Source organism: Streptomyces sp. NPDC024632 (assembly GCF_055559175.1).
The window spans coordinates 93840-117647 of record NZ_JBVHLD010000027.1; the positions used below are offsets into that span (position 1 = coordinate 93840).

General features: G+C 73.2%; 18 protein-coding genes. 11 read left to right on the forward strand and 7 right to left on the reverse strand.

What is annotated here, in order from left to right:
• The first annotated feature begins 50 nt into the window (after positions 1 to 50).
• On the forward strand, positions 51 to 476 hold the full coding sequence (gene sodX / locus ACZ37P_RS37145) for a nickel-type superoxide dismutase maturation protease (RefSeq protein ID WP_355347270.1): 426 nt from the start codon (positions 51 to 53) through the stop codon (positions 474 to 476).
• On the opposite strand, the gene ACZ37P_RS37150 is transcribed toward sodX, so the two are convergent.
• Positions 380 to 1012 (reverse strand): CGNR zinc finger domain-containing protein, encoded by a 633-nt coding sequence (locus ACZ37P_RS37150; protein WP_401306459.1) that lies wholly within the window; start codon positions 1010 to 1012, stop codon positions 380 to 382. The two genes, sodX and ACZ37P_RS37150, sit on opposite strands and share 97 nt — an antisense overlap.
• A gap of 78 nt (positions 1013 to 1090) precedes the next feature.
• Here ACZ37P_RS37150 and ACZ37P_RS37155 point away from each other — a divergent pair, with 78 nt between their 5' ends.
• Positions 1091 to 1849: a class I SAM-dependent methyltransferase gene (locus ACZ37P_RS37155; RefSeq protein WP_391044393.1), complete on the forward strand. Its 759-nt coding sequence runs from the start codon at positions 1091 to 1093 to the stop codon at positions 1847 to 1849.
• Between the two features lie 86 nt (positions 1850 to 1935).
• Here the strand turns inward: ACZ37P_RS37155 and ACZ37P_RS37160 are convergent, their stop codons facing one another.
• The 3 genes from ACZ37P_RS37160 to ACZ37P_RS37170 all read right to left on the reverse strand — a co-directional run bounded on the left by ACZ37P_RS37160 (position 1936) and on the right by ACZ37P_RS37170 (position 4677).
• Complete coding sequence (locus tag ACZ37P_RS37160) at positions 1936 to 2703, reverse strand: amino acid ABC transporter ATP-binding protein (RefSeq protein WP_355347265.1); 768 nt, start codon at positions 2701 to 2703, stop codon at positions 1936 to 1938.
• Complete coding sequence (locus ACZ37P_RS37165; RefSeq protein ID WP_355347404.1) at positions 2703 to 3611, reverse strand: amino acid ABC transporter permease; 909 nt, start codon at positions 3609 to 3611, stop codon at positions 2703 to 2705. Before ACZ37P_RS37165 ends, ACZ37P_RS37160 begins: the two co-directional genes overlap by 1 nt.
• A 94-nt stretch (positions 3612 to 3705) precedes the next feature.
• The gene (locus ACZ37P_RS37170) at positions 3706 to 4677 is read right to left on the reverse strand and encodes an ABC transporter substrate-binding protein (protein WP_355347262.1); all 972 of its coding nucleotides are present in this window, start codon (positions 4675 to 4677) and stop codon (positions 3706 to 3708) included.
• A gap of 405 nt (positions 4678 to 5082) precedes the next feature.
• Between ACZ37P_RS37170 and ACZ37P_RS37175 the strand changes: the two genes are divergently transcribed.
• Both ACZ37P_RS37175 and ACZ37P_RS37180 read left to right on the forward strand, forming a co-directional pair.
• Positions 5083 to 6345 (forward strand): NAD(P)-dependent malic enzyme, encoded by a 1263-nt coding sequence (locus ACZ37P_RS37175; protein WP_467350871.1) that lies wholly within the window; start codon positions 5083 to 5085, stop codon positions 6343 to 6345.
• A gap of 77 nt (positions 6346 to 6422) precedes the next feature.
• A complete protein-coding gene (locus ACZ37P_RS37180) occupies positions 6423 to 7385 on the forward strand; it encodes a zinc-binding dehydrogenase (RefSeq protein ID WP_467350873.1) in 963 nt (320 codons plus the stop codon).
• A 10-nt stretch (positions 7386 to 7395) separates the two neighbouring features.
• On the opposite strand, the gene ACZ37P_RS37185 is transcribed toward ACZ37P_RS37180, so the two are convergent.
• The 3 genes from ACZ37P_RS37185 to ACZ37P_RS37195 all read right to left on the reverse strand — a co-directional run bounded on the left by ACZ37P_RS37185 (position 7396) and on the right by ACZ37P_RS37195 (position 10319).
• Positions 7396 to 8373, reverse strand: coding sequence for a PadR family transcriptional regulator (locus ACZ37P_RS37185; RefSeq protein WP_467350875.1), 978 nt, complete (start codon positions 8371 to 8373; stop codon positions 7396 to 7398).
• A 1-nt stretch (position 8374) separates the two neighbouring features.
• Entirely contained in the window at positions 8375 to 9223 is an 849-nt protein-coding gene (locus ACZ37P_RS37190; RefSeq protein ID WP_467350876.1) for a DUF4097 family beta strand repeat-containing protein, read from the reverse strand.
• 922 nt (positions 9224 to 10145) lie between these two features.
• Complete coding sequence (locus ACZ37P_RS37195) at positions 10146 to 10319, reverse strand: DUF6104 family protein (RefSeq protein WP_355347247.1); 174 nt, start codon at positions 10317 to 10319, stop codon at positions 10146 to 10148.
• Between the two features lie 210 nt (positions 10320 to 10529).
• Here ACZ37P_RS37195 and ACZ37P_RS37200 point away from each other — a divergent pair, with 210 nt between their 5' ends.
• The 7 genes from ACZ37P_RS37200 to fxsT all read left to right on the forward strand — a co-directional run bounded on the left by ACZ37P_RS37200 (position 10530) and on the right by fxsT (position 23708).
• On the forward strand, positions 10530 to 12704 hold the full coding sequence (locus ACZ37P_RS37200; RefSeq protein WP_467350878.1) for a VMAP-C domain-containing protein: 2175 nt from the start codon (positions 10530 to 10532) through the stop codon (positions 12702 to 12704).
• Positions 12705 to 12728: 24 nt separating this feature from the next.
• Positions 12729 to 13742: an AAA family ATPase gene (locus tag ACZ37P_RS37205; RefSeq protein ID WP_188283451.1), complete on the forward strand. Its 1014-nt coding sequence runs from the start codon at positions 12729 to 12731 to the stop codon at positions 13740 to 13742.
• A gap of 7 nt (positions 13743 to 13749) precedes the next feature.
• On the forward strand, positions 13750 to 17151 hold the full coding sequence (locus tag ACZ37P_RS37210; protein ID WP_467350880.1) for an SAV_2336 N-terminal domain-related protein: 3402 nt from the start codon (positions 13750 to 13752) through the stop codon (positions 17149 to 17151).
• 350 nt (positions 17152 to 17501) lie between these two features.
• Positions 17502 to 17708, forward strand: a complete 207-nt coding sequence (fxsA, locus tag ACZ37P_RS37215) for an FxSxx-COOH cyclophane-containing RiPP peptide (RefSeq protein ID WP_401306441.1) — start codon at positions 17502 to 17504, stop codon at positions 17706 to 17708.
• Positions 17709 to 17914: 206 nt separating this feature from the next.
• A complete protein-coding gene (locus tag ACZ37P_RS37220) occupies positions 17915 to 19132 on the forward strand; it encodes an FxsB family cyclophane-forming radical SAM/SPASM peptide maturase (RefSeq protein WP_467350891.1) in 1218 nt (405 codons plus the stop codon).
• Positions 19129 to 20535, forward strand: a complete 1407-nt coding sequence (locus ACZ37P_RS37225) for an aKG-HExxH-type peptide beta-hydroxylase (protein ID WP_355347235.1) — start codon at positions 19129 to 19131, stop codon at positions 20533 to 20535. Before ACZ37P_RS37220 ends, ACZ37P_RS37225 begins: the two co-directional genes overlap by 4 nt.
• A gap of 164 nt (positions 20536 to 20699) precedes the next feature.
• Positions 20700 to 23708: an FxSxx-COOH system tetratricopeptide repeat protein gene (gene fxsT, locus ACZ37P_RS37230; protein ID WP_355347232.1), complete on the forward strand. Its 3009-nt coding sequence runs from the start codon at positions 20700 to 20702 to the stop codon at positions 23706 to 23708.
• Positions 23709 to 23808 lie beyond the last annotated feature (100 nt).

Here is a 23808-nt window from a genome sequence, read left to right on the forward strand (position 1 = left end):
AGTCTGGTGCCACTCTGGGGTCGGTGGAGGAACGAACCAGGAGGCGCAGGATGCGGGAGCAGGGGGCCAGGCTGTCGTGGCAGTTGGTCGAGGTCACTGGTCCGTCGATGGCACCCACGCTGCTGCACGGGGACTGGCTGCTGATCCAGCGGATCGCCAGTGGCGCCGAGCAGGTGCGTGAGGGCGACGTGGTGGTGCTGCGGCACCCGTTGCAGCAGGACCTGCTGATCGTCAAGCGTGCCGTGGAGCGGCGCGAGGGCGGCTGGTGGGTGCTGGGCGACAACACGTTCGTCGAGAACGACAGCCGGGAGTTCGGCGCGGTGCCCGACGAGCTGGTCATGGCGCGTGCGCGGGGCCGGTTCCGGCCACCGGGCGAGGTTCAGCGGTCGGTGGCGGGGGCGGCCTCCTGGGCGGCGTCCTGCGTGCGGCTGCTGCGGCCCGACCGGTCGTTCTCCAGGCGCTTGCGGGCCCGGTAGGCCGCGACGTTGGCGCGGGTGGCGCACCGGTCGGAGCAGTAGCGCCGGGAGCGGTTGGTCGACGTGTCCACGTACGCGTTGCGGCACGGCGCGGCCTCGCAGATGCCGAGCCGGTCGACGCCGAGCGTGGTGAGCTGGACGGCCAGGCCCATGCAGGCGGTGGCCGAGTACGACGCGCCGGCGTTCGCCGCGTGGTCGGCCAGGTGCATGTGCCAGTCGGGGCGTCCCGTGGCGTCGTCCGGATAGTCGTGCCCGGAGATCTGCGGGCTGACCGGGAACTCCAGCATCAGCGCGTTGAGCAGGTCCACCGCCCGGACCTCGTCGCCCTCGTCGGCGGCCTCGAAGATCCCGCGCAGCCGGATACGTACCGCCCGCAGCCGGGCCACATCGGCGTCGACCGCCCGCGCGGCGGCCTGCGTACCGGCGCCGATCAACTCCCGTACGGCCTCGACCGAGGTCAGCGCGTCCGTGCCGCGCTTGGGCTCCTCGGTGTTCACGAGGCGCACGGCGTATTCCGAGTAATAAGCCAGTTCCACTTGTGGTCCTTACTGGGGGCGGTCTAGTCTCGGTAATGGCTGAACGGGCTATCAGGGTATTACGAAACGGAGGCTGGTGTGGCTGTGGCGACGGAGAGTGTCTGGCAGGACTGGCAGCGGAGCTGGGACCGCCAGCAGGAGTGGTACATGCCCGACCGCGAGGAACGCTTTCGGGTGATGCTGGACATGGTCGAGGCACTGGTCGGCACCGCGCCCAGGGTGCTGGACCTCGCGTGCGGTACCGGAAGTATCACCGACCGGCTGCTCCGGAGGTTCCCGGCGGCCAGGAGCACCGGCGTCGACCTGGACCCCGCGCTGCTCGCCATCGCGGCCGGTTCCTTCGCCGGGGACGACAGGGTCACCCTCGTGACCGCCGACCTCAAGGACCCGCGCTGGACCGAGAAGCTGCCGCACGACTCGTACGACGCCGTGCTCACCGCGACCGCGCTGCACTGGCTGCACAGCGACGCGCTCCGGACGCTGTACGGGCAGCTCGCCGGACTCGTGCGCGAGGGCGGGGTCTTCCTCAACGCCGACCACATGCCGGACCCGGCGACCCCCGTCCTCAACGCGGCCGACCGCGCGCAGCGGCACGCCCGGATGGACCGGGCCAAGGCCGAGGGCGCCCTGGACTGGAGCCAGTGGTGGCAGCTCGCCGCCGCCGACCCGGTGCTCGCCGAGCCCACCGCCAGGCGGTTCGAGATCTACGGCGAGCACGCCGACGGCGACACCCCGCCGCTCGAATGGCACGCGCGCACACTGCGCGAGGCGGGCTTCTCCGAGGCCCGGGGCGTGTGGAGTTCGCCCAGCGACGCCCTCGTGCTCGGCCTCAAGTAGCCCTGATCGCGCGGGAGTTGACGCCGGGCGTACGACGGAGGGGGTACGGGCCCGAGGCCCGTACCCCCTTGTGGTCCCGCGTCGCGTCACAGTACCTTTGATAGAAAGGCCCTCGTGCGCTCGTGCTGCGGATTGCCCAGCACCTCCCGGGGATGACCCGACTCGACGACGACACCGTCGTCCATGAAGACCAGAGCGTCGCCCACCTCACGGGCGAACCCCATCTCGTGCGTGACCACGATCATCGTCATGCCGTCCTCGGCCAGCCCCCGCATCACGTCGAGGACGTCGCCGACCAGCTCCGGGTCGAGCGCCGACGTCGGCTCGTCGAACAGCATCAGCTTCGGCTCCATGGCCAGCGCCCGCGCGATGGCCACCCGCTGCTGCTGCCCGCCGGAGAGCTGCGACGGGTAGTTCGCCGCCTTGTCGCCGAGGCCGACCCGGTCGAGCAGCCGTACGGCGCGCTCCCGCGCCACCGCCTTGGGCTCCCGCTTGACCTGGACCGGACCCTCCATGACGTTCTCGATCGCCGTCATGTGCGGGAAGAGATTGAACCGCTGGAAGACCATCCCGATGTCCCGGCGCTTGGCCGCGACCTCGCGGTCCCGCAACTCGTGCAGCCGGTCGCCCTGCTGCCGGTAGCCGACCAGTTCGCCGTCGACCCACAGCCGCCCGGCGTTGATCTGTTCCAGGTGGTTGATGCACCGCAGGAAGGTGGACTTGCCGGAACCGGAGGGACCGATCAGACAGAACACCTCGCGGGGCGCGACCTCCAGGTCGATGCCCTTGAGAATGTGCGCGGCGCCGAACGACTTGTGGACGGCCTCCGACTTCACCATCGGCTGGACGCTCATCAGGCCACCTTCGGTCGGCGCAGGGTGGACAGGTTGGACATGACCTTCTGCCACGGCGTGAGCGGCAGACTCCGCAGCGAGCCACGCGCGTAACGCCGTTCCAGATAGAACTGGCCGACGCTGAACACGCTGGTCAGCACCAGGTACCAGACGGAGGCCACGAACAGCATCTCCATCACGGCGCCGGAGTCGGACCCGATGTCGGAGGTGGCGCGCAGCACTTCGGTGTACTGCACCACCGACACCAGCGAGGAGGTCTTCAGCATGTTGATGAACTCGTTGCCGGTCGGCGGGATGATCACGCGCATCGCCTGCGGCAGCACGATCCGCCGCATGGTCCTGCCGCCGGTCATGCCGAGCGCGTGCGCCGCCTCGGTCTGGCCCTCGTCCACCGACTGGATGCCGGCCCGCACGATCTCCGCCATGTACGCGCCCTCGTTGAGGCCGAGGCCCAGCAGGGCGGCCACGAAGGGGGTCATGACGGCGACGGTGTCGTTCTTGTAGATCGGCCCGAGGTTGATCACCGGGAAGATCAGCGACAGGTTGAACCACATCAGGAGCTGCACGTACACCGGGGTGCCCCGGAAGAACCAGATGTACAGCCAGGACACCGCCCCCGTCACCGGGTTCTTCGACAGCCGCATGACCGCGAAGAGCACGCCCAGCACCAGGCCGAGCGCCATCGAGCACACACTGATCAGGACGGTGTGCCACAGACCCTTGAGCACCTGCTGGTCGAAGACCTTGTCCCCGACCGTGCCCCAGATGACATCACCCTGCGAGAACGCGTAGACCAGCCACCCCAGCAGCACGACCACCACGACGGCGCTGACCCAGCGCCCGTAGTGCCGTACCGGGACCGCGCGGATGGCCTCGTACGGCGTGGCCGGCCGTGTGTCCTTCCGCAGCGGGTCCCGCGGCGCCCCGTCCCGGGGCGGGGCGTCCTGCGGCGGGGTGTCGCCCGACGGTTTCTCGAAGGGGGTCGGTGTGCCCGATGCCACGTCAGGAACCGCCGTTGATCGCGGCCGACGCGATGGCGCCGCTGCTCGCGTTCCACTTCTGCAGCACCTGCGCGTAGGTGCCGTCCGCGATGATCGCGTCCATGGCCGCCTTCAGCGCGTCCCTGAGCTGCGTGTTGTCCTTGCTGACCGCGATGCCGAACGGACCGGCGTCGGCGGGGGAGCCCGCGACCTCGAAGTCGTTGCCGTTGCCGGACTTCTGCGCGATGTACGCGGCCACCGGCGTGTCGTTGAGGTCGGCGACCGCGCCGCCCGCCTTCACCCGGGTCTGCGCCTCGGAGTCGGTGTCGAACTTCTGGATCGTCAGGCCCTTGGAGCCGCACTCCTTCTTCTGGGCCTCGAACGCGTCGTCGTAGATCGTGCCGCGCTGGACGGCCACGGTCTGCCCGCACACGTCGGCCAGGGACTTGACGCCCTTCGGGTTGCCCTTCTTCACCAGCAGGGAGGAACCGGAGGTGTAGTAGTCGACGAAGTCGACGCCCTTGCCGATCTTCTTGCCCTTGTCGTCCAGACCGCCCTGGCGGGCCTTCGTGTCGCTCATAGCGGACATCACGATGTCCGAGCGGCCGGTGTAGATGGAGGTGATCAGGCCGTCGAACTTGCCGTTGGTGAACGTGAAGGTGACGCCGAGCTGCTTGGCCAGCGCGTCCGCGATGTCCGGGTCGATGCCGACGATCTTGCCGTTCTCGGTCTGCTCCATCGGCGCGTACGAGGCGTCCGTGCCGACCTTGATCGTCTTGGAGTCCTGGTACTTCTGGGGGAGCTTCGAGAAGAGCGGGGCGACCGCCGAGGTCGCCGAGGACCCCGTCCCACTAGGGGTGACGGTGTTCGCGGGCTTGTCCTTCTTGGTCTGGTCGCCGCATCCGGTCAGTACCAGAGTGCCGGCGACCGCTATGGCGGCGACCGCGGTGAGACGAGTGAGAGCGGCCGAACGCCGGGTCGTACATGCGGTCATCGCTGTGTCCTCCTGCGGAAGTGAGGGGGTCGTGCAGTGGACATGGCACACGCCATCGAGTACCGCCACCGTGTGTGATCTGTGCATCTTGCCATCCGGACACCCCCGGGCAGGGTTCCCGTTGTGTCAAAATCGGATAACGGGCGATCCCCGGGCCTCCACCAGGCCGGCACACCAAGGCCGGACCACGCGGAGGCCATGCCGATCAATTCCCACTCGTCGCCGGAACCGACTTCCGGTAGAACGGGTCCTCACCCCTCATCCGGGGCCCATGGCGTGCGTGCGGCGCGCCTGGCGTCGGCCGTCACCTTGCTCACTCGTACCTGGTGACGCGGACGCCGAGCCCACCTCCACCCCCTTCGGGCGGAGTACCCTCATTCATCATTCAGACAAAGGGGTCAAAAAGTGGCAGCGGAGATCGTCAATCCCCGGACCGATGCGGACAGTACGGACAGGGCGGACAGTGCGGACGGCGCCGACCGTGCGGACGGCATGAGCGGTACGGACGACGCGTTCCCCATCGATCCGGTCTTCGCCCTGCACCGCGGCGGCAAGATGGAGGTCACCTCGACCGTGCCGGTCCGCGACGCCGACGACTTGTCGCTCGCGTACACACCCGGTGTCGCCGAGGTCTGCACCGCCATCGCGAACAAGCCGGAGCTGGTGCACGACTACACCTGGAAGTCCCAGGTCGTCGCGGTCGTCACCGACGGCACCGCGGTGCTGGGCCTGGGCGACATCGGCCCCGAGGCGTCCCTGCCGGTCATGGAGGGCAAGGCCATCCTCTTCAAGCAGTTCGGCGGCGTCGACGCCGTGCCGATCGCGCTGGCCTGCACCGACGTGGACGAGATCGTGGAGACCGTGGTCCGGCTCGCCCCGTCCTTCGGCGGCGTCAACCTGGAGGACATCTCCGCCCCCCGCTGCTTCGAGATCGAGCGCAAGCTCCAGGAGCGGCTGGACATCCCCGTCTTCCACGACGACCAGCACGGCACCGCCGTCGTCACCCTCGCCGCGCTGCGCAACTCCTGCACGCTCACCGGCCGTACCCTCGGCGACCTGCGCGCGGTCATCTCCGGCGCGGGCGCGGCCGGGGTCGCCATCGCCAAGATCCTCGTCGAGGCGGGCATCGGCGACGTCGCCGTCACCGACCGCAAGGGCATCGTGCACGCCGGACGCGACGACCTGAACCCGGTCAAGCGCGAGCTGGCCTCGTATACGAACAAGGCGGGTCTCACCGGGCCGTTGGAGGCCGCGCTGGACGGCGCCGACGTCTTCATCGGGGTCTCCGGCGGTACGGTCCCGGAGTCCGCGGTCGCCACGATGGCCCGTGGCGCGTTCGTCTTCGCGATGGCCAACCCCACGCCGGAGATCCACCCGGACGTCGCGCACAAGTACGCGGCGGTCGTGGCGACCGGGCGCAGCGACTTCCCGAACCAGATCAACAATGTGCTCGCCTTCCCCGGGATCTTCGCGGGCGCCCTCCAGGTGCGCGCCTCGGCCATCACCGAGGGGATGAAGATCGCCGCCGCCGAGGCGCTGGCCGCCGTCGTCGCCGACGAACTCTCGCCGCAGTGCGTCATCCCGTCGCCCTTCGACCCGCGGGTCGCCCCCGCCGTGACCGCGGCCGTCGCCGCCGCCGCGCGGGCGGAAGGGGTGGCGCGCCGCTGACCGCCGCCCGGGGTGCGCGGAGCGTCACATGCCGTGGCGGTTCCTCGGGCGCCGGGACCGACCGTAGGGTCGACGGCATGTATGCCGCATACGCCGCACGTATTGACGCCGACAAGCCGTTGAGCGGGTTGGAGTTGGGGGAGCGGCCGGAGCCGTCGGAGCGCCCCGGCTGGACCACCGTCACGGTCAAGGCCGCCTCGCTCAACCACCACGACCTGTGGTCGCTGCGCGGGGTGGGCCTCGGCCGGGAGAGCCTGCCGATGATCCTCGGCTGCGACGCCGCCGGGATCGACGAGGACGGCAACGAGGTGGTGCTGCACTCCGTGATCGGCCAGACCGGTCACGGGGTCGGCCCCACCGAGCGCCGCTCCATCCTCACCGAGCACTACCAGGGCACCTTCGCCGAACGGGTCTCCGTACCGGCCTGGAATGTGCTGCCCAAGCCGAAGGAACTCTCCTTCGAGGAGGCGGCCTGCCTGCCGACCGCGTGGCTGACCGCGTACCGCATGCTCTTCACCAACGCCGGGGTACGGCCGGGCGACGCGGTCCTCGTGCAGGGCGCGGGCGGCGGTGTCGCCACCGCCGCGATCGTGCTGGCCCGCGCCGCCGGGTTGCGGGTGCACGCCACCAGCCGGGACGCGGCCAAGCGGGAACGCGCGCTCGAACTGGGCGCGCACGCGGTGTACGAATCGGGCGCGCGGCTGCCGGAGCGGGTGGACGCCGTCATCGAGACCGTCGGGGCGGCGACCTGGTCGCACTCGGTCAAGTCGCTGCGGCCCGGCGGCACGCTCGTCATCTCCGGCGCCACCAGCGGGCAGAATCCGCCCGCCGCCGAGCTGAACCGGATCTTCTTCCTGGAGCTGAAGGTGGTCGGTTCGACCATGGGCTCCAAGGAGGAGCTGCGGGACCTGCTGGCCTTCTGCGCGGCCAGCGGCGTACGGCCGGTGATCGAATCCGTACTGCCGCTGGACCGCGCCCGCGAGGGCTTCGAACGGCTCGCCGCCGGGGAGCTGTTCGGGAAGGTCGTGCTGACCGTGTAAGCGGTCCGCGTTACGTGGGCGGGAGGTGCAGGGCCGCCGCGATGTGCGCCGCCGCGGCGGACAAGTGGCGCCTCACCTCGCGCAGTTGGGTGTCGTTGACGCCCAGGTCGCGGGCCGAGTCGCGGATGTCGTCGCGGAAGCGGTCCAGCAGGCGTTCGAGGTCGCGGAAGGGGTCGGCGGACGGCGGGGTGTCGTCGTCCGCGGGCTCGGGCGCTTCCGTGTCCGCGTCCGACGTCGCCGACGTGTTCCCTTCCCTCTCCGTCTCCTCCTCCGTCTCCTGGGCGGGCTCGGCCGTGGCGTCGGCCCAGACCGGGGGCGTACCGGGCGCGCCCCAGGGCGTGGTCGGTACGTCCATGCCCTTGCCGAACCGGCCCAGCTCCTTGGTGAGTTCGGCGAGACCGTCGCGCAGCCCCGCCTGCCAGTCGCCGGAGCGTACGTGCGACTGCACCTGCTCCTGGACCTGGCGGGCGATCCGCTCGACCTCCTCGCGCGCGGCCTTGGCCTGGCGGCGGGCGTCGCGCGCCTCCTCCTTGGCCCGGCGGCTCTCCTCCTTGGCGCGCGCGGCCTGCTCGCGCCACTCGTGCTTGGGCGACGGGGGCGTACGCGCCTCCTGCGCGGCGGCGCGCACCTCGCGGCGCAGATCACCGGCGGCGCCCCGGACGTCCTCGCGGATCTCGGCGGCCAGTGTGGAGACGGACTCGCGGATCTCCGCCTCCAGGCCCGCGATCTCGTCGGCGCGGTCGGACAGCTCGCCGCGGCCCGCGTCGGTGAGGGCGTAGACCTTGCGGCCGCCCTCGGTGGAGTGCGTGACCAGGCCCTCCTTCTCCAGTTTCGCCAGCCGCGGGTAGACGGTGCCCGCGGAGGGCGCGTACAGCCCCTGGAAACGTTCTTCCAGCAGCCGGATCACCTCGTAGCCGTGCCGGGGCGACTCGTCCAGCAGCTTGAGCAGGTAGAGCCGGAGTCGGCCGTGGGCGAAGACGGGCGCCATGTCAGATGTCCTTCCGGAACGAGGGCGCGTCCTCCAGCGGCGGCCTGCGCAGCAGGGCGATGGCGCCGGAGACGGTGGTGGCTCTCAGGCGCGCCCCGCCGGAACCGATCCGGCCGGTGATGCGCTTGGCCCCCCACTGCCCGGTGACGCGCAATTCGTCGAAGGCGCAGGAGACATGGCCGCTGGTGGTGTTGGCGTCGACCTCCGCGTCGCCCGGTTCCGGGATACGGATGGCGATCTCGCCGGAGACGCTGGTGAGCCGGACGTCCGCCCCCGCGGACGGATCGAGGTCGAGCACCATGTTGCCGCTCACGGAGTCCGCTTTGACCTCGGCGCCGCTGCCCTCGACCACGGTGAGGTCACCGGAGACGGTGTTGATCCGCAGTTTGCCGGAGACGGACTGGGCCTCGACGCTGCCCGCGACCGTGTTGGCCCGCACCGGGCCGCTGAGGCCGACGAGGGTCGTGTCCCCGTTGACCCCCTGGACGCTGGTCTCCCCGGCGATCCCGGAGATCACGGCGCCGGCGCCGACGACTCCCACTTCGACCTTGGTGTGCTGCGGGACGGCGAGCGTCACGACCGCGTGACGCTGCCAGCCCTTGGGGTCGAGCCACTTCAGGAAGCCCTTCCACGGCAGGTCGTCGTAGGTCACGGTGAGGGTGCCGCCGCGGTGGTACACCTTCAGCGGCGGGCCGTCGATCTCGGTGACCTCGACCCGTGCGGGGCCGTCGTCGGTGCCGACGACGTTCACGGCGCCGTTGACGATGCGCACGCAGAGGGTGTCGACGGGCTCCTCGAACACGAACTTTTCCGGCTCCGCCACGGTCCGGTCCGACGACATGCCGCTCATCGTGCCCCTCCTCGGGTGCGCCTTGGGACGCAACATATCGCGTCTCGTGCATTCACGATATATCGCGTGGCTCACAAGTCAAGTGGTGTCTTTTTTGCCCGCCCGCCCACCCGTGCGGGTGTGTTGTCGTCTGCGGGTGCCGCTTGTGCCTGGTCGGTGCCGGTCCGGGGCACCTCCTCGAAATGCGGCTACCTGGCCTTGCCCATCCGGCACCCTTCTTGTCACCGCATTTCTGCGGGGGCACCCCGGCCCGTCCCCTCCGGGTACGTCGGCGTCCGGCGGTCCGGTGGGGGTGGCCGGGAGGGGGGTGGGTGGGCTTGGGTACGTCGGCGTCCGCCTGCCGGTGGGCGTTGCGGAGGGGGGTGGGTGGGGTCGGGTACGTCGGCGGCTGACGGTCCGCTGTGGTGGTGGTGGAGGGGGTGGGTGGGAGCCCGGGCCCTGCGCTCCCTACCGTCCGGCGGGGTGGGCGAAGGTGGGTGGTGGGTGGGAGTCCGGGCCCTGTGCGCCCCGACCTTCCGGCGGGGTGGGCGAAGGTGGGTGGTGGGTGGGAGCCCGGGCCCTGCGCGCCCCGGCCTTCCGGCGGGGTGGGCAGGGGCTTTGTTGGGCTCTTGGAGGAAGGGCCCGAGCATTCCGACTCACCGGGAGGGGGACCGGCGCAGGGCGGCACGCCGAAAGAACCCCCCTCCCCGACCACCCCCACCGGACCGTCGGACGCCGACGTACCGGGAGGGGACGGGCCGGGGTGCCCCCGCAGAAATGCGGTGACAGGGAGGGTGCCGGATACACAGGTACCAGGTAGCCGCATTTCGAGGAGGTGCCCCGGACCGGCACCGACCCAGGCACAAGCGGCACCCGCAGACGAAAAAGCACCCGCACGGGTGGGCGGGCGGGCAAAGACAAAGACCAAGGACCGAGCCGGAGGCTAGTCCTCGTCGTCGAGCCGCGCCAGCCACGTCGCCAACCGCTCGGTCGGAATCTCGAACTCAGGGTTGAGGTCCACGAATTCGCGCAAGCGCTCGGCCAGCCAGTCGAAAGAGACTTCCTCCTCGCCGCGCCGGGTGGCGAGCTCCTCGATGCCGCGGTCGGTGAAGTACAAGATCTGCTCCGGAACGGGGTGGGACGGTGGTGGACGGGGAAGAACGGGAGGGACGAGACGGGACGTACACCGCAAGGATAGGGAGTATGTCCGAAGGTCCTCGCGCCGGTCCTGGCCGCGGGCTAGCCTTCGGAGACGATCAGTCACTGGGGGTGGGATGGGGGCGCAGACGGCTGCCGCCGCGGCACCGCGATTAGGGCGGGGCGCGCGATGACGGCGTTCGGCGGTCCCGGAGGGCTCGACGAGCCCGCCGACCCCGCCGAGATCCTGACCCCGCTGGTCAGCGAGGCGACCGTACGCGTTCACGGCCGGGAACCCGGCTACCCGCTGCGGGGCAGCGGCTTCTTCGTGGCACCGAACTGGGTGCTCACCTGCGCGCACGTCGCGCTCGCCCAGAGCGGCGAGGGCGGCGGCAATGACGGCGGCGACGGCGGCGGCCCGGCCGGCCGCAAGGTCTCCGTCGGATACGGCGACCGCATGCTCAGCGGCGTCGTGGAGTGGGCGGAACCGGCGGGCCACACCGGCACCGGCCGCTGGCCGTCCCCCGACCTCGCGCTGATCCGGCTGCTGGACAGCGTCGACCACCCCTGCGTCTGGCTCACCGAGCGCACCGCCAAGGGATACACCACCAACCAGGTCGCGTACTTCGGCCACATCCCGATGGACGGCGAGGTCGTCGCGTACAACGGCCGCTGCTCCATCAGCGGCCAGCTCGGCAGCGGCGGACTGCTCAAGCTCGGCAATGAGGACGAGATGCCCAACGGCGTCTCGGGCGGCCCGGTCGTGGACCTCGTGCGCGGCGAGGTGATCGGGGTGCTGAAGGCGCGCCGTACCGGCCAGGACGGCGGACTCGCCATCGGCGTGCAGGAGTTGCGCAGGCTGCCCGCCACCGGCACCGCCGCCGACCTGTACCACCGCGTGATGACGGCGCACGACCTCTACCACGCCGACCGTTACGCCTTCGTCGGCGGCCAGGAGGTCACCTGGACCGACGCGCACGGCGAGATCGGCGCCGCCGCGGGCCGCGCCCTGACCCCGGGCCAGCGCACCGCACTGCTCGGGATGCTCGCCCAACTCCCGCCGCCCGCCAGCGCGAAGAGCCTCCAGGACATCGTCGGAGCGGTCCGCGGCAGCCCCGCGCAGGGCCTGCCGACCGCGCCGCGCGCCTGGCGGGACGGCCTGGGCCTGCTGTACGACCTGCGGCGCGGCACCAGCGAGTTGGAGGCGGTGCTGCGGTTCGCGGTGCAGGCCGCGACCGCCGACAGGACCCGCGCCGCGGACGAGGCGGCCGAACGCGTCCTGTGGCACTGGGCGCAGGACACCGCCGCCGACGCGATCGGTCTGACCCGGCTGTTCCGCAACACCCTGGTCACCGAGCGCAAGGCCCGGCTGCGCGCCCGCGGCACCCTGGTCAGCGGCCTGACCGGCGACCTCGGCGCCGGACTCGGCGCGGACCCGGACGTCGGCCTCGGCACCGGCTTCGGCGGCCCGGGCACGGACCTCGACGATCAGGGAGCGGACAGCGGTACGGCCGCGGCCACCGCGACCGCGGCCGACGCGGGCCCCGGCGGCCGGCCGGACCGCCGTATCCGCCCCGAGGCCCTGCTGGAGATCATCCCGCGCGGCTGGGAGCCGGGCCGCCTCGACTGGCGGGTCTGCGTCGTGCCGGAGAACGGCGAAGTGGAGTGCGTCGAGGAGGACTTCCGCGGCACCGCGCTCGACGACCTGCCGGTCCGGCTGCGCGAGCCGCTGGACGAGGTGTTCCGCCGCTGCGACCAGCCCGGCTACCCGGCGCCGCTGCAACTGGCCGTCCCCGGCGCCCTGGTGGGCTTCCCCGTCGAGACCTGGCCGCTCGGCCCCGGCGGGCGCGCGCTCGGCGCCGTACGCCCGGTCGTGGTGCGCCGCACCGACGCGCCGCCCGACGACGACCCGGCGGTGACCGAGGCCAGGCACGGCCGGTGGCACACCCTGCACCAACAGCGGCCGCGCGCCGACCTGTTCGACTGCGACGACGGTACGCCGGGCCCGCTCCCGGCCGACGACGAGCTGCGCGACCGCGCGCGCGACACGCTGCCGGCGCTCTGCCGCAGCGCCGCGACCGCCCCCGAGGAGCTGCACCGCCTGGTGACCTCCGGCTACCCGGTCGCGGTGTGGCGCAGGGAACCGGTCGCCCCCGAGACGGCCTGCGGCGACTTCCACCGCGGCGTGAACCGTACGGTGCGCGCCGCGCGCACGGCCGCACGGCTGCCCCGCGCCCTCGCCGTCCTGCGCGCGGCGGTGGACGCGGGCGTGCCCGAGGCGTTCTGGTCGGTGGGAATCACCCTGCTCTACGACGATCCGACTCGCCCCCTACCGGGGACCGACGAGCTGTTGGAGACTCCATGAGGACGAGGTATCGAGGTGAGTGAGATGACCGACGCCAGCCCCGCCGGCGAGTGGCTCATCTACCGGGGCACGGGAGAACCGCACACCGGCATCGACGGACTGCCAGAACCGCCGCCCTGGCGGGACTTCGACGGCGGCCCACTGGTCCAGCAGGGTCCTGGGCCCGACAGTTCCTCCGCCCGCAGGCTCGGCGCGTACCGGCACATGGCCGAGATGCACCGGCCCAGCCCGGAGGAGCTGGAAATGGTCAACGCGGCGCTGTACCTGCGCCGTCCGCTGCTGGTCACCGGCAGCCCCGGCACCGGCAAGAGCACCCTCGCGCACGCGGTGGCGTACGAACTGGGCCTCGGCCGCGTGCTGCACTGGCCGATCGTCAGCCGCAGCGCGCTCCAGGACGGGCTGTACCGCTACGACGCGATCGCCCGCCTCCAGGACACCCAGATCGCGGCGAATTCCGGCACCGCCCCGCCCGGCGGCATCGGCAGCTACATCCGGCTCGGCCCGCTGGGCACCGCCCTGCTGCCGACCGCCAAGCCGCGGGTGCTGCTCATCGACGAGCTGGACAAGAGCGACATCGACCTGCCCAACGACCTGCTGAACGTGATGGAGGAGGGCGAGTTCGGCATCCCCGAGCTGGAGCGGCTGGCCGAACGCGAGCCGCAGGTCGAGGTGTTGACCGACGACGGCGCCAAGGTCTCGCTCCGTGAGGGCCGCATCCGCTGCCGGGCCTTCCCGTTCGTGATCCTCACCAGCAACGGCGAGCGCGACTTCCCGCCGCCGCTGCTGCGCCGCTGCATCCACCTGGAGCTGGGCCGCCCCGACCACAAGCGGCTGTCCACCGTGGTCCGCGCCCACCTCGGCGACGAGGCGGCGACCGTCGGCGACGACCTGGTGACCCGCTTCCTGGAACGGTCGCGCAGCGAACTCCTCGCCACCGACCAGCTGTTGAACGCGATCTTCCTCACCCATCACGCCGCGCCCCCCACCCGCAGCCGGTTGGCGGACATGCTCATCCAACGGCTCGACCGGCCCAGGTGAACCGGCCATGGCCACCCGGAGACCCGACCCGCAGGCCCCCGACCCGAGGACGCCCGACCCGAGGACACCACCCTCCGCAGACACCGACACCGACACCGCCACCGAGCGGCCCGATCCGCTCGCGTCCGTCGTCGGCGCCCTGACCGAGGCCGGACTCGACCCGGGACCCACCGAGTTGGCCGACGCGCTGTGGCTGGCCCGCTGGTCCCGCCCGACCTCCCCCGCGAGCGCCGCGGGGGAGGCCCGCGACCCCGGCGGCGCCGGTACGGGCAGCGGCGCGCACCACCCGGGACTGTCCGGCGTCACCGACCCCACCCCGCCCGGCGGCACCGTACTGCCGCGCAGCCTCACCGACCCGGACGACGACCGCCTCGTCCAGCTCTATCCGGGCGTCAGCGCCCCCGGCCGGGCGCGTACGGGACCGGCCGCCGCCGCGCTGTCGGTCGCCGTGCCCGAGGCGGCGACGCTGCCCCGGCTGCTCGAACTCCAGTCGGCGCTGCGGCCGTTGCAGCGCTACCGCAGCCCCGCGCGGCCGTTGCGCGAAGTGCTCGACGAGTCGGCCACCGCGGAGAACAGCGCGCGCGCCGCCGGACTGCTGCTGCCGGTCTTCCGGCCGGTGCTGCGCGGCGACGCCTCGATGCAACTGCTCATGGACGCCTCGTCCTCGATGTACGTGTGGGAGCGGATGCTCCGCGAGCTGAGCCAGGTCTTCGAACGGCTCGGCGCCTTCCACGAGGTGCAGGTCCGCTATCTGCACGCCACCCCGGACGGCGACCCCGCGGTCAGCGGGCGCTTCGACCCCGAGGCGGTCGGGATGCGCTCCGCCGAGCAGTTGAGCGACCCCACGGGCCGCCGGGTGACCCTGCTGGTCAGCGACTGCGCGGGGCCGCTGTGGCGGTCGGGGCAGGCGCACCGGCTGCTGCACCGGCTGGCCAGACACGGCCCGGTCGCCGTACTCCAGCCGCTCCCGGCCCGGTTGTGGGCCCGGACCCGGCTGCCCGTCTCGTACGGCGTGCTGCACCGCGGCGAAGGGCTGCTGCCCGCCTCGCCGCCGCGCTTCTCCTCGGGCACCGGCGGCTCCTCCCACTACGTGCCGGCCGCACCCGCGGGCGACGCGCTGCCGGTGCCCGTACTGCCGCCCACCGCCGAGGCGTTGGGCGCGTGGGCGCGGCTGCTGGCGGGCACCGGCGCGGCCCGCGTGCCCGCCGCCGTCGGCTGGGTGCGCTCCGACCAGCCCGCGACCCCGGCGCCCGTACGGCAGTCCCCGGTGCCGCCGGTCGCCCTGGTCGGCCGGTTCCGCTCGGCCGCCTCGCCCGCCGCCGCCCAGCTCGCCGTCTACCTCGCCGCCGCCCCGCTCTTCCTGCCCGTCATGCAGCTCGTCCAGCGCACGATGCTGCCCGACTCGGGGCCCGCCGAACTGTCGGAGGTGCTGCTCAGCGGCCTGCTCAAGCGGATATCGGGCGACGACGCGCGCGACCACCGCTGGTACGAATTCGCCGACGGCGTACGGGACGTGCTGCTCGGCCCGCTCGGCAGGGACGAGGCGCTGCTGGTGCTCAAGCACTGCTCGGAGTACGTCGAGCAGCGTTTCGGCAAGAGCGGCCCCAACTTCCCCGCGCTGGCCATCACGCAGCTCACCGAGGGGCCGGGGGACCGGCTCGCGGACGCCGCCGTCGCCACCGCGGCCCGCGCCACCGCGCTCGCCGAGCAGGCGTCGACCGTCGTCGCCGAGTCCCCGCAGCCCTTCGCGGAGGTCGCCGCCCGGGTGCTGGAGCGCTTCATGCCGCTGCCGGGGAATACCGGCCACGACCGGCTGGCCGTGGGAGCCGGTACGGGACAGCCGTCGTCCGCGGTGCAGCGGGCGAGGCAGTTGGTGGCGCGCTTCACCGAGGAGGGCATGGTCCAGAATCTGCTGGACGCGGTGCAGTTGCTGCGCCGCGCGGCGGACGAGGAGCGGGTGCGCGGCTCGGACCCCGACCTGTGGAGCGAGCTGGCGCAGAATCTCATCACGCTGTGGCGGCTGCGCGGCGGGGCCGCGCTGCTGCGCGAGGCCCAGGACGCGGCGGCGACGGCCGCGGCGCACCCGGGCTCGGTACCGGCCCGCGCGGTGCGCGCCCGCGTGTTCCAGGCCGCCGCGGACGAGCGGGCGGCGAACGGGGACACGCGGGGCGCGTTGGAGCTTCTGCGGCGCGCGGACCGGGAGTTCAGCGCGGTCTGCGCCGCCCCGGGACTCGACCCGCAGGACGTGCTCGGCGCCACCCTGGAGCGGGTCAGGGTGCTGGAGGACCAGTGGCAGCTCAGCGGCGACGCCGGGCTGCTCCAGGAGACCGTGGGGATGCTGGAGGCGTTCGCGGACTCCTGGCCGCTGTCCGACGGCCGCCCCAGCGCGCTGTCGCTCGCCCACGGCCGCGCCCTGCTGCGGCTGGCGGGCACGGCGGGGGAGCGGGAGCGCGAGCAGGTCTACGCGCTCCAGGCCGCCGAGTACTTCGCCGCGGGACTGGACGCGCTGGAGCGCGAGGAGGCGGCCCTCGAAGCGCGGACCGCCGCGCTGCTGTCGCTGGTCGACGCCCATCTGCTGGTCGGCGGACGGCTGCCGGAGGCGCAGCGGCTGGTCGACCGGGCGCTCGGCGAGACCCGCGACCGGCTGGCGCGGGCCTCGATCCTGCTGCGTGCGGGCCGGATCAGGGTCGCCCGGCACACCGAGGGCGGCCCGGCCGGTGAACTGGAGGCGGCGGCCGGGCGGTTCGCCGAGGCGTGCCGTCTGACCCCGCGCGACCGCCCCGAGTACAGCGAGATCGTCGCCGAATGGGGCGACGCGCTGCTCGGCCGCTCCGCGCTCCCCGGCGGCGAACTCTTCGTCAACCGGGCCGTGCAGGTCCTGCGGGACTGCCGGATGGAGACCCCGGAGAGCGACCCGAGGCTGTCCGGCAGGCTGCTGATGCTCGGCCGGGCCCTGGTGCTGCGCTACCGGGCGGAACAGGACCTGGTGGACCTGCGCGAGGCCGAGCACGTCCTGGGCCTGGCCGTGCAGCCCGCCGTGGACCCGGCGCAAGTGGCGCGGATCTGGTACGAGTTGGGAGAGTCGCACCGGCTGGGCTACGCGCACACCCAGCGCGGTGAGCGCCTCGACCAGGCGGCCGACGCCTACCGCCGCGCCGCGGAGGCCGCGGGCACGGTGGCCGACCGGTCGGCGGAACCCGGCCCCATGGTGCGGCTGTCGGCGCTGGCGCATCATTGGCGTGGCGTGGTCTACGAATTCGCCCGGCGCCCGCGGGCCGCCGCCGACGCCTACCGGGCCGCGCAGGCCGAATGGCGGCGGCTGCCGGACGACGGAGGTGACGGCGCCGCGGACGAGGAGGCACGGCAGCGGACCGCCGAACGGCTGGCGGCGCTGACACGGACGAACTGAGCCCGGGGCGGACGGCCCCGGTCCGGCCGCCTCGGACCGACCGGCCAGGACCCCGCGCGAATCCGGGCCGCGACAACTGCATCCCCCCACGAGCCACCACGGGACGAGAGCTGAGGCCGACGATGGACGACCGAGCGTACGGCGGGGCCGAGCGGCCCCCGGACGAACCCGCTCACCACGACGAGGCGTTACCCGAACGCGCCGTTCACGAAAGGGCTGTTGACGAGAGGGCGGTCCCCGAGCGGCCAGTCCCCGAACGGCCAGCCCCCGAGCGGGCAGTCCCTGAGCGGGCACCATCCGACCGGGCGATCCCCGAACGGGCACCTTCCGACCGGGACCTTCCCGAGGCGGTGTCGCCCGAGCACGCCCCCGCCTACCGGATTCCGGCGGACGCCGACATCGACCTGCTCGGCCTCGACCTGGAATCGCTGCGCACCGTCGAACACCCGGTGCTGTCCGCCCTGGTGAGCGATCTGCGGGCGCGCGCGGCCGGTCCCGGCGGCGAGGCGCTGTGGGGCTTCGAGAGCGACCCCAGCGCGCCGGAGGCCACCGGCTGACGCCGCCCGGCGCACCGGGCACCGGCGCGCGCGACCACCGCCCACGTACCCCCGTATCGCGTGAACTCCTGACGGAACGCCGCTTTTGGCCGTGCTCCAGGGCGAATACGGCCAATTCCTTGCCGAGGTGTTTACTTCCGGCCGCCCAGCGGGAACAACCGCTGGGGCCGACGGGGCGGCCTGAGGTACACGGGGGAGGTGATGTGGTGCGTCATCCGGCCGACGACAGGCCGCGGACCGGCAATACGGCGGCCGAAGGGGCCTTCCCCCTGCGGCAGTTCATCCTCAAGACGCACAGCCGCTGCAATCTGGCCTGCACCTACTGCTACCTCTACGCGGGCCCCGACCACGGCTGGCGGGACCGCCCCCGCGCCGCCCCCGACGCGGTGACCCGGCGCACCGCCGAACGCATCGCGGAACACGCCGCGACCCACCGTCTGCGCGATGTCGCCGTGGTGCTGCACGGCGGCGAACCGCTGCTCAACGGCGCCGACGCGCTCGCCGCCGACGTCGACCTGATCCGCCGCACCGTCCCCGCCGACTGCGCCGTGCACGCCAGCGTGCAGACCAACGGCACCCTGCTCACCGCCGACCGGCTGCGCGTCCTGCGTGACGCGCGTATACGCGTCGGCGTCAGCCTCGACGGCGGCCTGCCCGCCCACAACGCCGCGCGCGTCGACCACGCCGGCCGCCCGTCCTGGGCAGCCGCCTCCGCCGGGGTGCGGCTGCTCGCCGAGACCGCGCCCGAGGCGTACGGCGGACTGCTGTGCGTCGTCGACCTCGCCCACGACCCGGTCGAGGTGTACGAGTCGCTGCTGGCCTTCCGGCCGCCGCGGATGGACCTGCTGCTGCCGCACGGCAACTGGACCGCGCCGCCGCCGGGACTGCCCGCGTCCGCCGACGACCCCGCGCCGTACGGGAGTTGGCTCTCCGCCGTCTTCGACCGCTGGTGGGGCGCGGAGCGGCGGGAGACCAGGATTCGGCTGTTCGAGGAGTGCGTGGCGCTGCTGCTCGGCCTCCGGTCGCCCGTCGAACGGCTCGGGCTCCAGCCCTTCACCGCCGTCGTGATCGAGACCGACGGCAGCATCGAGCAGGTCGACTCGCTCAAGTCCGCGTACGAGGGGGCCGCCGCCACCGGGCTCGACGTCTTCCGCAACAGCTTCGACGACGCGCTCGCCCACCCCGGCGTCGCCGCCCGCCAGGCCGGGCTCGCCGCCCTCGCCGCCACCTGCCGCGCCTGCCCGCTGGTCACCGTCTGCGGCGGCGGCCACTACGTCCACCGCTACCGGGAGGGCTCCGGCTTCCGCAACCCGTCGGTCTACTGCGCCGACATGGCGCTGCTCATCCGGCACATCGCGCGCCGCCTCGCCGAGGCGGCGGCCCCGGCGCCCGCCGCGTCCCGCGCACGGCGGGAGACGCCGTGACCACCGCCGCTGCGCCCGTGCTCGACGCGGTGCTGCCGGTGCTCGGCAGCACCGGCAGCGGGCCGGACTCGCTGGAGCTGCTGGTCAGCCACCAGCGCGGGCGGCGGCTGCTGGTGCTGCGCGCGCTGCTCGACGCCGTGCGGACCGCGCCCGCCGGGTCGCTGCCCGAGGGGACCGCCGAGCGCGTGCTGGGCGACTGGCGGCTGCTGGAGCGGGCCGAGCGCGCGGACCCGGCCGCCGCCCGCCGCGTCGTGCACTACCCGCTGACCGGCGCGTGGGCCGAGCGCAGCCTGCGGGCGCTCACCGTGGCGGGCCAGGCGCCGCGGGCCGCGGAGGCGCTGCCGCACCTGGGCGCGCTCGCCGCGTCCGCCGCCGCCCGCGCGGGCCTGCGCTTCAGCGCCGACGTACCGGTACGCGACGGCCTGTTGACGCTGCCGACGCTCGGCGGCTACCGGCTGCCGGCCGCGGGCCCCCCGCGCAAGCCCGGCGCCGCCGCGCCCCGGATGCGGGTGGACGGCGACGGCAACCGGCTCTGGCTGCGCCCCGAGGAGCGCACCCGCCACGCGGTCGAGGTGCGCAGGGGAACCGACGGCGTGTGGCGCTCGGCCGCCCCCGGCTGGCGCCCGATCCAGGCGCTGTGGCCGCAGGAGGACCGCCCCGACGGTCACCCGGTGCTGATCGACGACGCCGACCCGTACCGCGCGGAGGGCCGCCGCGCCAACCCGTACGGGCTGTCCGCCGCCGACCGGCTCGCCGACGAGGACCGGGCCAGATGGCGTACCGCCTGGCGCGAGGCCCAGCCCTGGCTGCGGCTCGGCGACGGCACCCGGGCCCGCGAAGTGGCCGCGCTGCTCGACTGCTTCGTGCCGCTGGACGGCGCCGCGTCCGCGCAGTACAGCGCCACCTTGGGCGACGCCTTCGGCGCGCTGCTCAGCAGTACGCCGATGGGCGGCCTGAAGATGGCCGCCGCGCTCGTCCACGAGTTGCAGCACACCAAGCTGCTCGCCCTGGCCGGCGTCACCGCGCTGCACACCGCGGACGACACCGCCCGCTACTGGGCCCCCTGGCGGCAGGACCCGCGCCCCTTCGACGGCGTCTTCCAGGGCGCGTACGCCCACCTCGCGCTCGCCGACTTCCACCTCGGCGTCGCGCTGGCCGCCGCGGACCCCGCACAGCGCGACGCCGCGTGGGCCGCGCACTGCCGCTGCCGCCTCCAGGTCGAGGCCGTCCTGCCGCAGCTGCTCGGCTCCAACCGGCTGACCCCGCAGGGCCGCACCCTGGTCAACTCCATGGCGGCGTACCACACTCGGCTGGGACGGCACACGCCGCCTGAAGGCCACCTGGCGCGCGCCACGGCGTACGTCGAGACGGCCCGGGTCATCTGGCGGCGAAAGCGGGTCTGAACGGGCGTCTTTGGGCGCGCGAAACGGCATGACCGTACGTCAACGGGGGAGTAAAGCAGTGTAGTTTCTGGCGAAAGTCACCTGTGCCGTCGGGCGCACCTGGCTCACTGTCGATCCACTGACCCGCCAGAGCACTACGCGCGTATCACGAGGGAGTCGCACGCATGGCCGGAGGGCGTAACGCCGCCTCAGCAGCACGGGGGCCGGGAATCGTCACGATCAGTTACGCGGGCTACAACAGGGCCTGGGCGGCGTGGATCGCGAGCAGACTCGAACGGCACGGCCAGCAGGTGGCGCTGCAACGCTGGGACGCCGACCCCACGGACTCCATCGAGCGGATGTTACGTGACCTGCTGCTGTCCGAGGGCCGCGTGCTGATCGTGCTCAGCGAGTGGTACTTCCGGCTCGGCCCGCGCACCCACGAGGAGTGGAACGTGGCGCTGCGCGCGGTCGTCCCCGACCACAGCGAGCGCTTCGCCGCGGTCTCCGTCACCCCGGCCGCGCTGCCCAGCGCCGTCGCCTCCCTCGGCGCCGCCGACCTGTGGGGCCTGGGCGCGGCCGAGGCCGAGCGGCGACTGCTCGGCAGGCTCGGCATCACCCCCTCCCGCGCCTCCTCCAGCGACACCCTCAGCGGCTCCGGCGGCCCGCGCTTCCCGCTGGAACAGCCCGACGTCTGGGGCGGTGTCCCGCGCCGCAACACCCGCTTCACCGGCCGCGAGGAGCTCCTCGGCGACCTGCACAACCACTTCACCCAGGCCGAGCCCGGCGCGGGCGTCGCCACCCTGCACGGCCTGTCCGGGGTCGGCAAGACCCACATCGCGACCGAGTACGTCTACCGCTTCGGCCCGGAGTACGACGTCGTGTGGTGGGTGCGCGCCAGCGAGCGCGGCACCCTGCGCGAGAAGCTGGCGGGCCTGGCGCCCGCGCTCGGCCTGGTCACCGGCCGCGAGTACGGCGAACGGCTGCGCGCGGTACGCGACGCGCTGCGCCGGGGCGAGCCCTACTTCCGCTGGCTGGTGGTCCTCGACGGCGCCGACCAGCCCGAGGACATCCACGACCTGGTGCCCACCGGGCCCGGCCACGTACTGATCACCTCGCAGAACCGCGAGTGGGCCGAGCACAACAGCGCCCTGATCGAAGTGCCCGTCTACAGCAGGGCGGAGAGCGTCGCCTTCGTACGGCGGCGCGCGCCGCGGCTGGACGACGCCGACGCCGACAAGCTGGCCGACGCCCTCGGCGACCTCGCACTGGCCCTGGACCAGAACGCGGGCGCGCTCAACGACTCGTCCATGCCGGTGGACGACTACATCGAGCTGCTGCGGCACGGCGCGGACGTCGAACCCGGCCTCAAGGTCGCCGCCGACTTCCAGATGACGTACTACACCGCCTTCTCGATACTGCTCAACCGGCTCCGCGAGGACAAGCCGGAGGCCGTCGACCTGCTGCGGCTGTGCGTCTTCTTCGCGCCGGGGCCGATCCCGGTCCGGCTGCTGCGCGACCTGCCCGTGCGCGACCTGCCGGAACAGCTCACCGGGCTGATGGAAGACCCGCTGCTGTGGAACTCGGCGATCAGCAAGCTCGCCCAGTGGGCCGTCGTGCAGTCCGACCCGCCGGAGGCCGAGGACGACGAGGCCGCGGGCAGCGCCGAGGTCGTCCAGATGCACCGGCTGGTCTACCAGGCGGTGCGGGCCGACATGCCCGCCGCCGAGCAGAACCTGTACTCCCAGGTGGTCCGCAAGATCCTGGCCGCCGCCGACCCCGGCCGCCCCACCGACACCCGGCTGTGGCCGCGCTACGCCGAGATCGTCCCGCACCTGGAGGCGTCCGGGGCGCTGCGCAGCACCAACCCCGACATCCAGCTCATGATCGTCAACTGCCTGCGCTACCTGCACCTGTCGGGCGAGTACCGGGCCGGACTGCGGCTCGCCGAGGCCACGGCCAAGCACTGGCCCGAGCTGCTGGAGCCCGGTCACCCGCGGCTGTGGGACCTGGTGAACAACCGGGCCAACATGATGCGCGCCATGGGCGACTACGTCGCCACCGAGGCCCTGGACCGCGACGCCTTCGAGACCCTGCGCGCCGACCGCGGCGAACAGGACCTGCTGACCCTGCGCGCCGCCAACGGTCTCGCCGCGGACCTGCGCAACCTCGGCCGCTACGACGAGGGCCTGGAAACGGCCCGGTTCGTCGAGCGCGGCTACGCCCGACTCGTCGGGGAGCAGGACCCCCGCACCCTGCTCGCCAAGAACAACCTGGCCGTCACCTACCGGCTGCTCGGCCGCTACCAGGAAGCCCTCGACCTCGACGGCGAGATCCTGGAGGCGCGCCGCGAACTGCTGCGCGCCCGCAACATCGTCACGCTCTCCTCGGAGAACTCCTACGCGTACGACCTGCGGCTGCTCGGCCGCTACGACCAGGCCACCTCGGTGCAGGAGCGCAACGCCGAGACCCACCGCACCGTGCTGGGCGCCGACAACCCCCAGACGCTGCGCGCCGAGCACAATCTGGCGCAGTGCTACTACCGGGCGGGCGACCGGCCGCGTGCCGCCCATCTGATGGGCCGGCTGCTGGAGCGCTGCGAGCGGGTGCTGGGCAGCACCGACCCGCTGTCGCTGCGGGTCGCGGTCACGTACTCCAGTTTCGAGCGGGAGCACGGCGACCTCGACCGGGCCAGGGAGCTGTCGGAGTTCGTACTGCGGCACTACCGCTGGCAGTTCAACGCCCGGCACGCGTTCGTCGCCGGCGCGCTCGCCAACCACGGCCTGCTGCTGCGGGCGGCCGGAGAGCGGCAGCAGTCGCAGATCGAGATCGAGGACGCGCTGACCGGCATGTCCCGCGCGGTCGGCGACGACCACCCGTGGACGCTGGGCTGCGCGCTCAACGCCAGCGGCGCCCGCAACTTCGCGGGCGACCCGGAGAGCGCGGCCGAACTCTCCCGCGCCACCGCCGAGCGGGCCACCGCCCGGCTCGGCAAGGACCACCCGCTGACGCTGTCCTGCCGGATCGCGCTCGCCACCGACCTGCGCAACATGCGCAAGCGGCAGGAGGCCGACAAGATCGAGGAGGAGGCGCTGGCCGCGCTCTCGGCCACCCTCGGCCCGCAGCACCCGCACACGGTGACGGCCCGCTCCCGCACCCGCCCCTACTGGGACTTCGAGCCCATCAGCTCCTAGCACGCCCCGGGGGGGGGGGGGGGGGGGGGGGGGGGGGGGGGGGGGGGGGGGGGGGGGGGGGGGGGGGGGGGGGGGGGGGGGGGGGGGGGGGGGGGGGGGG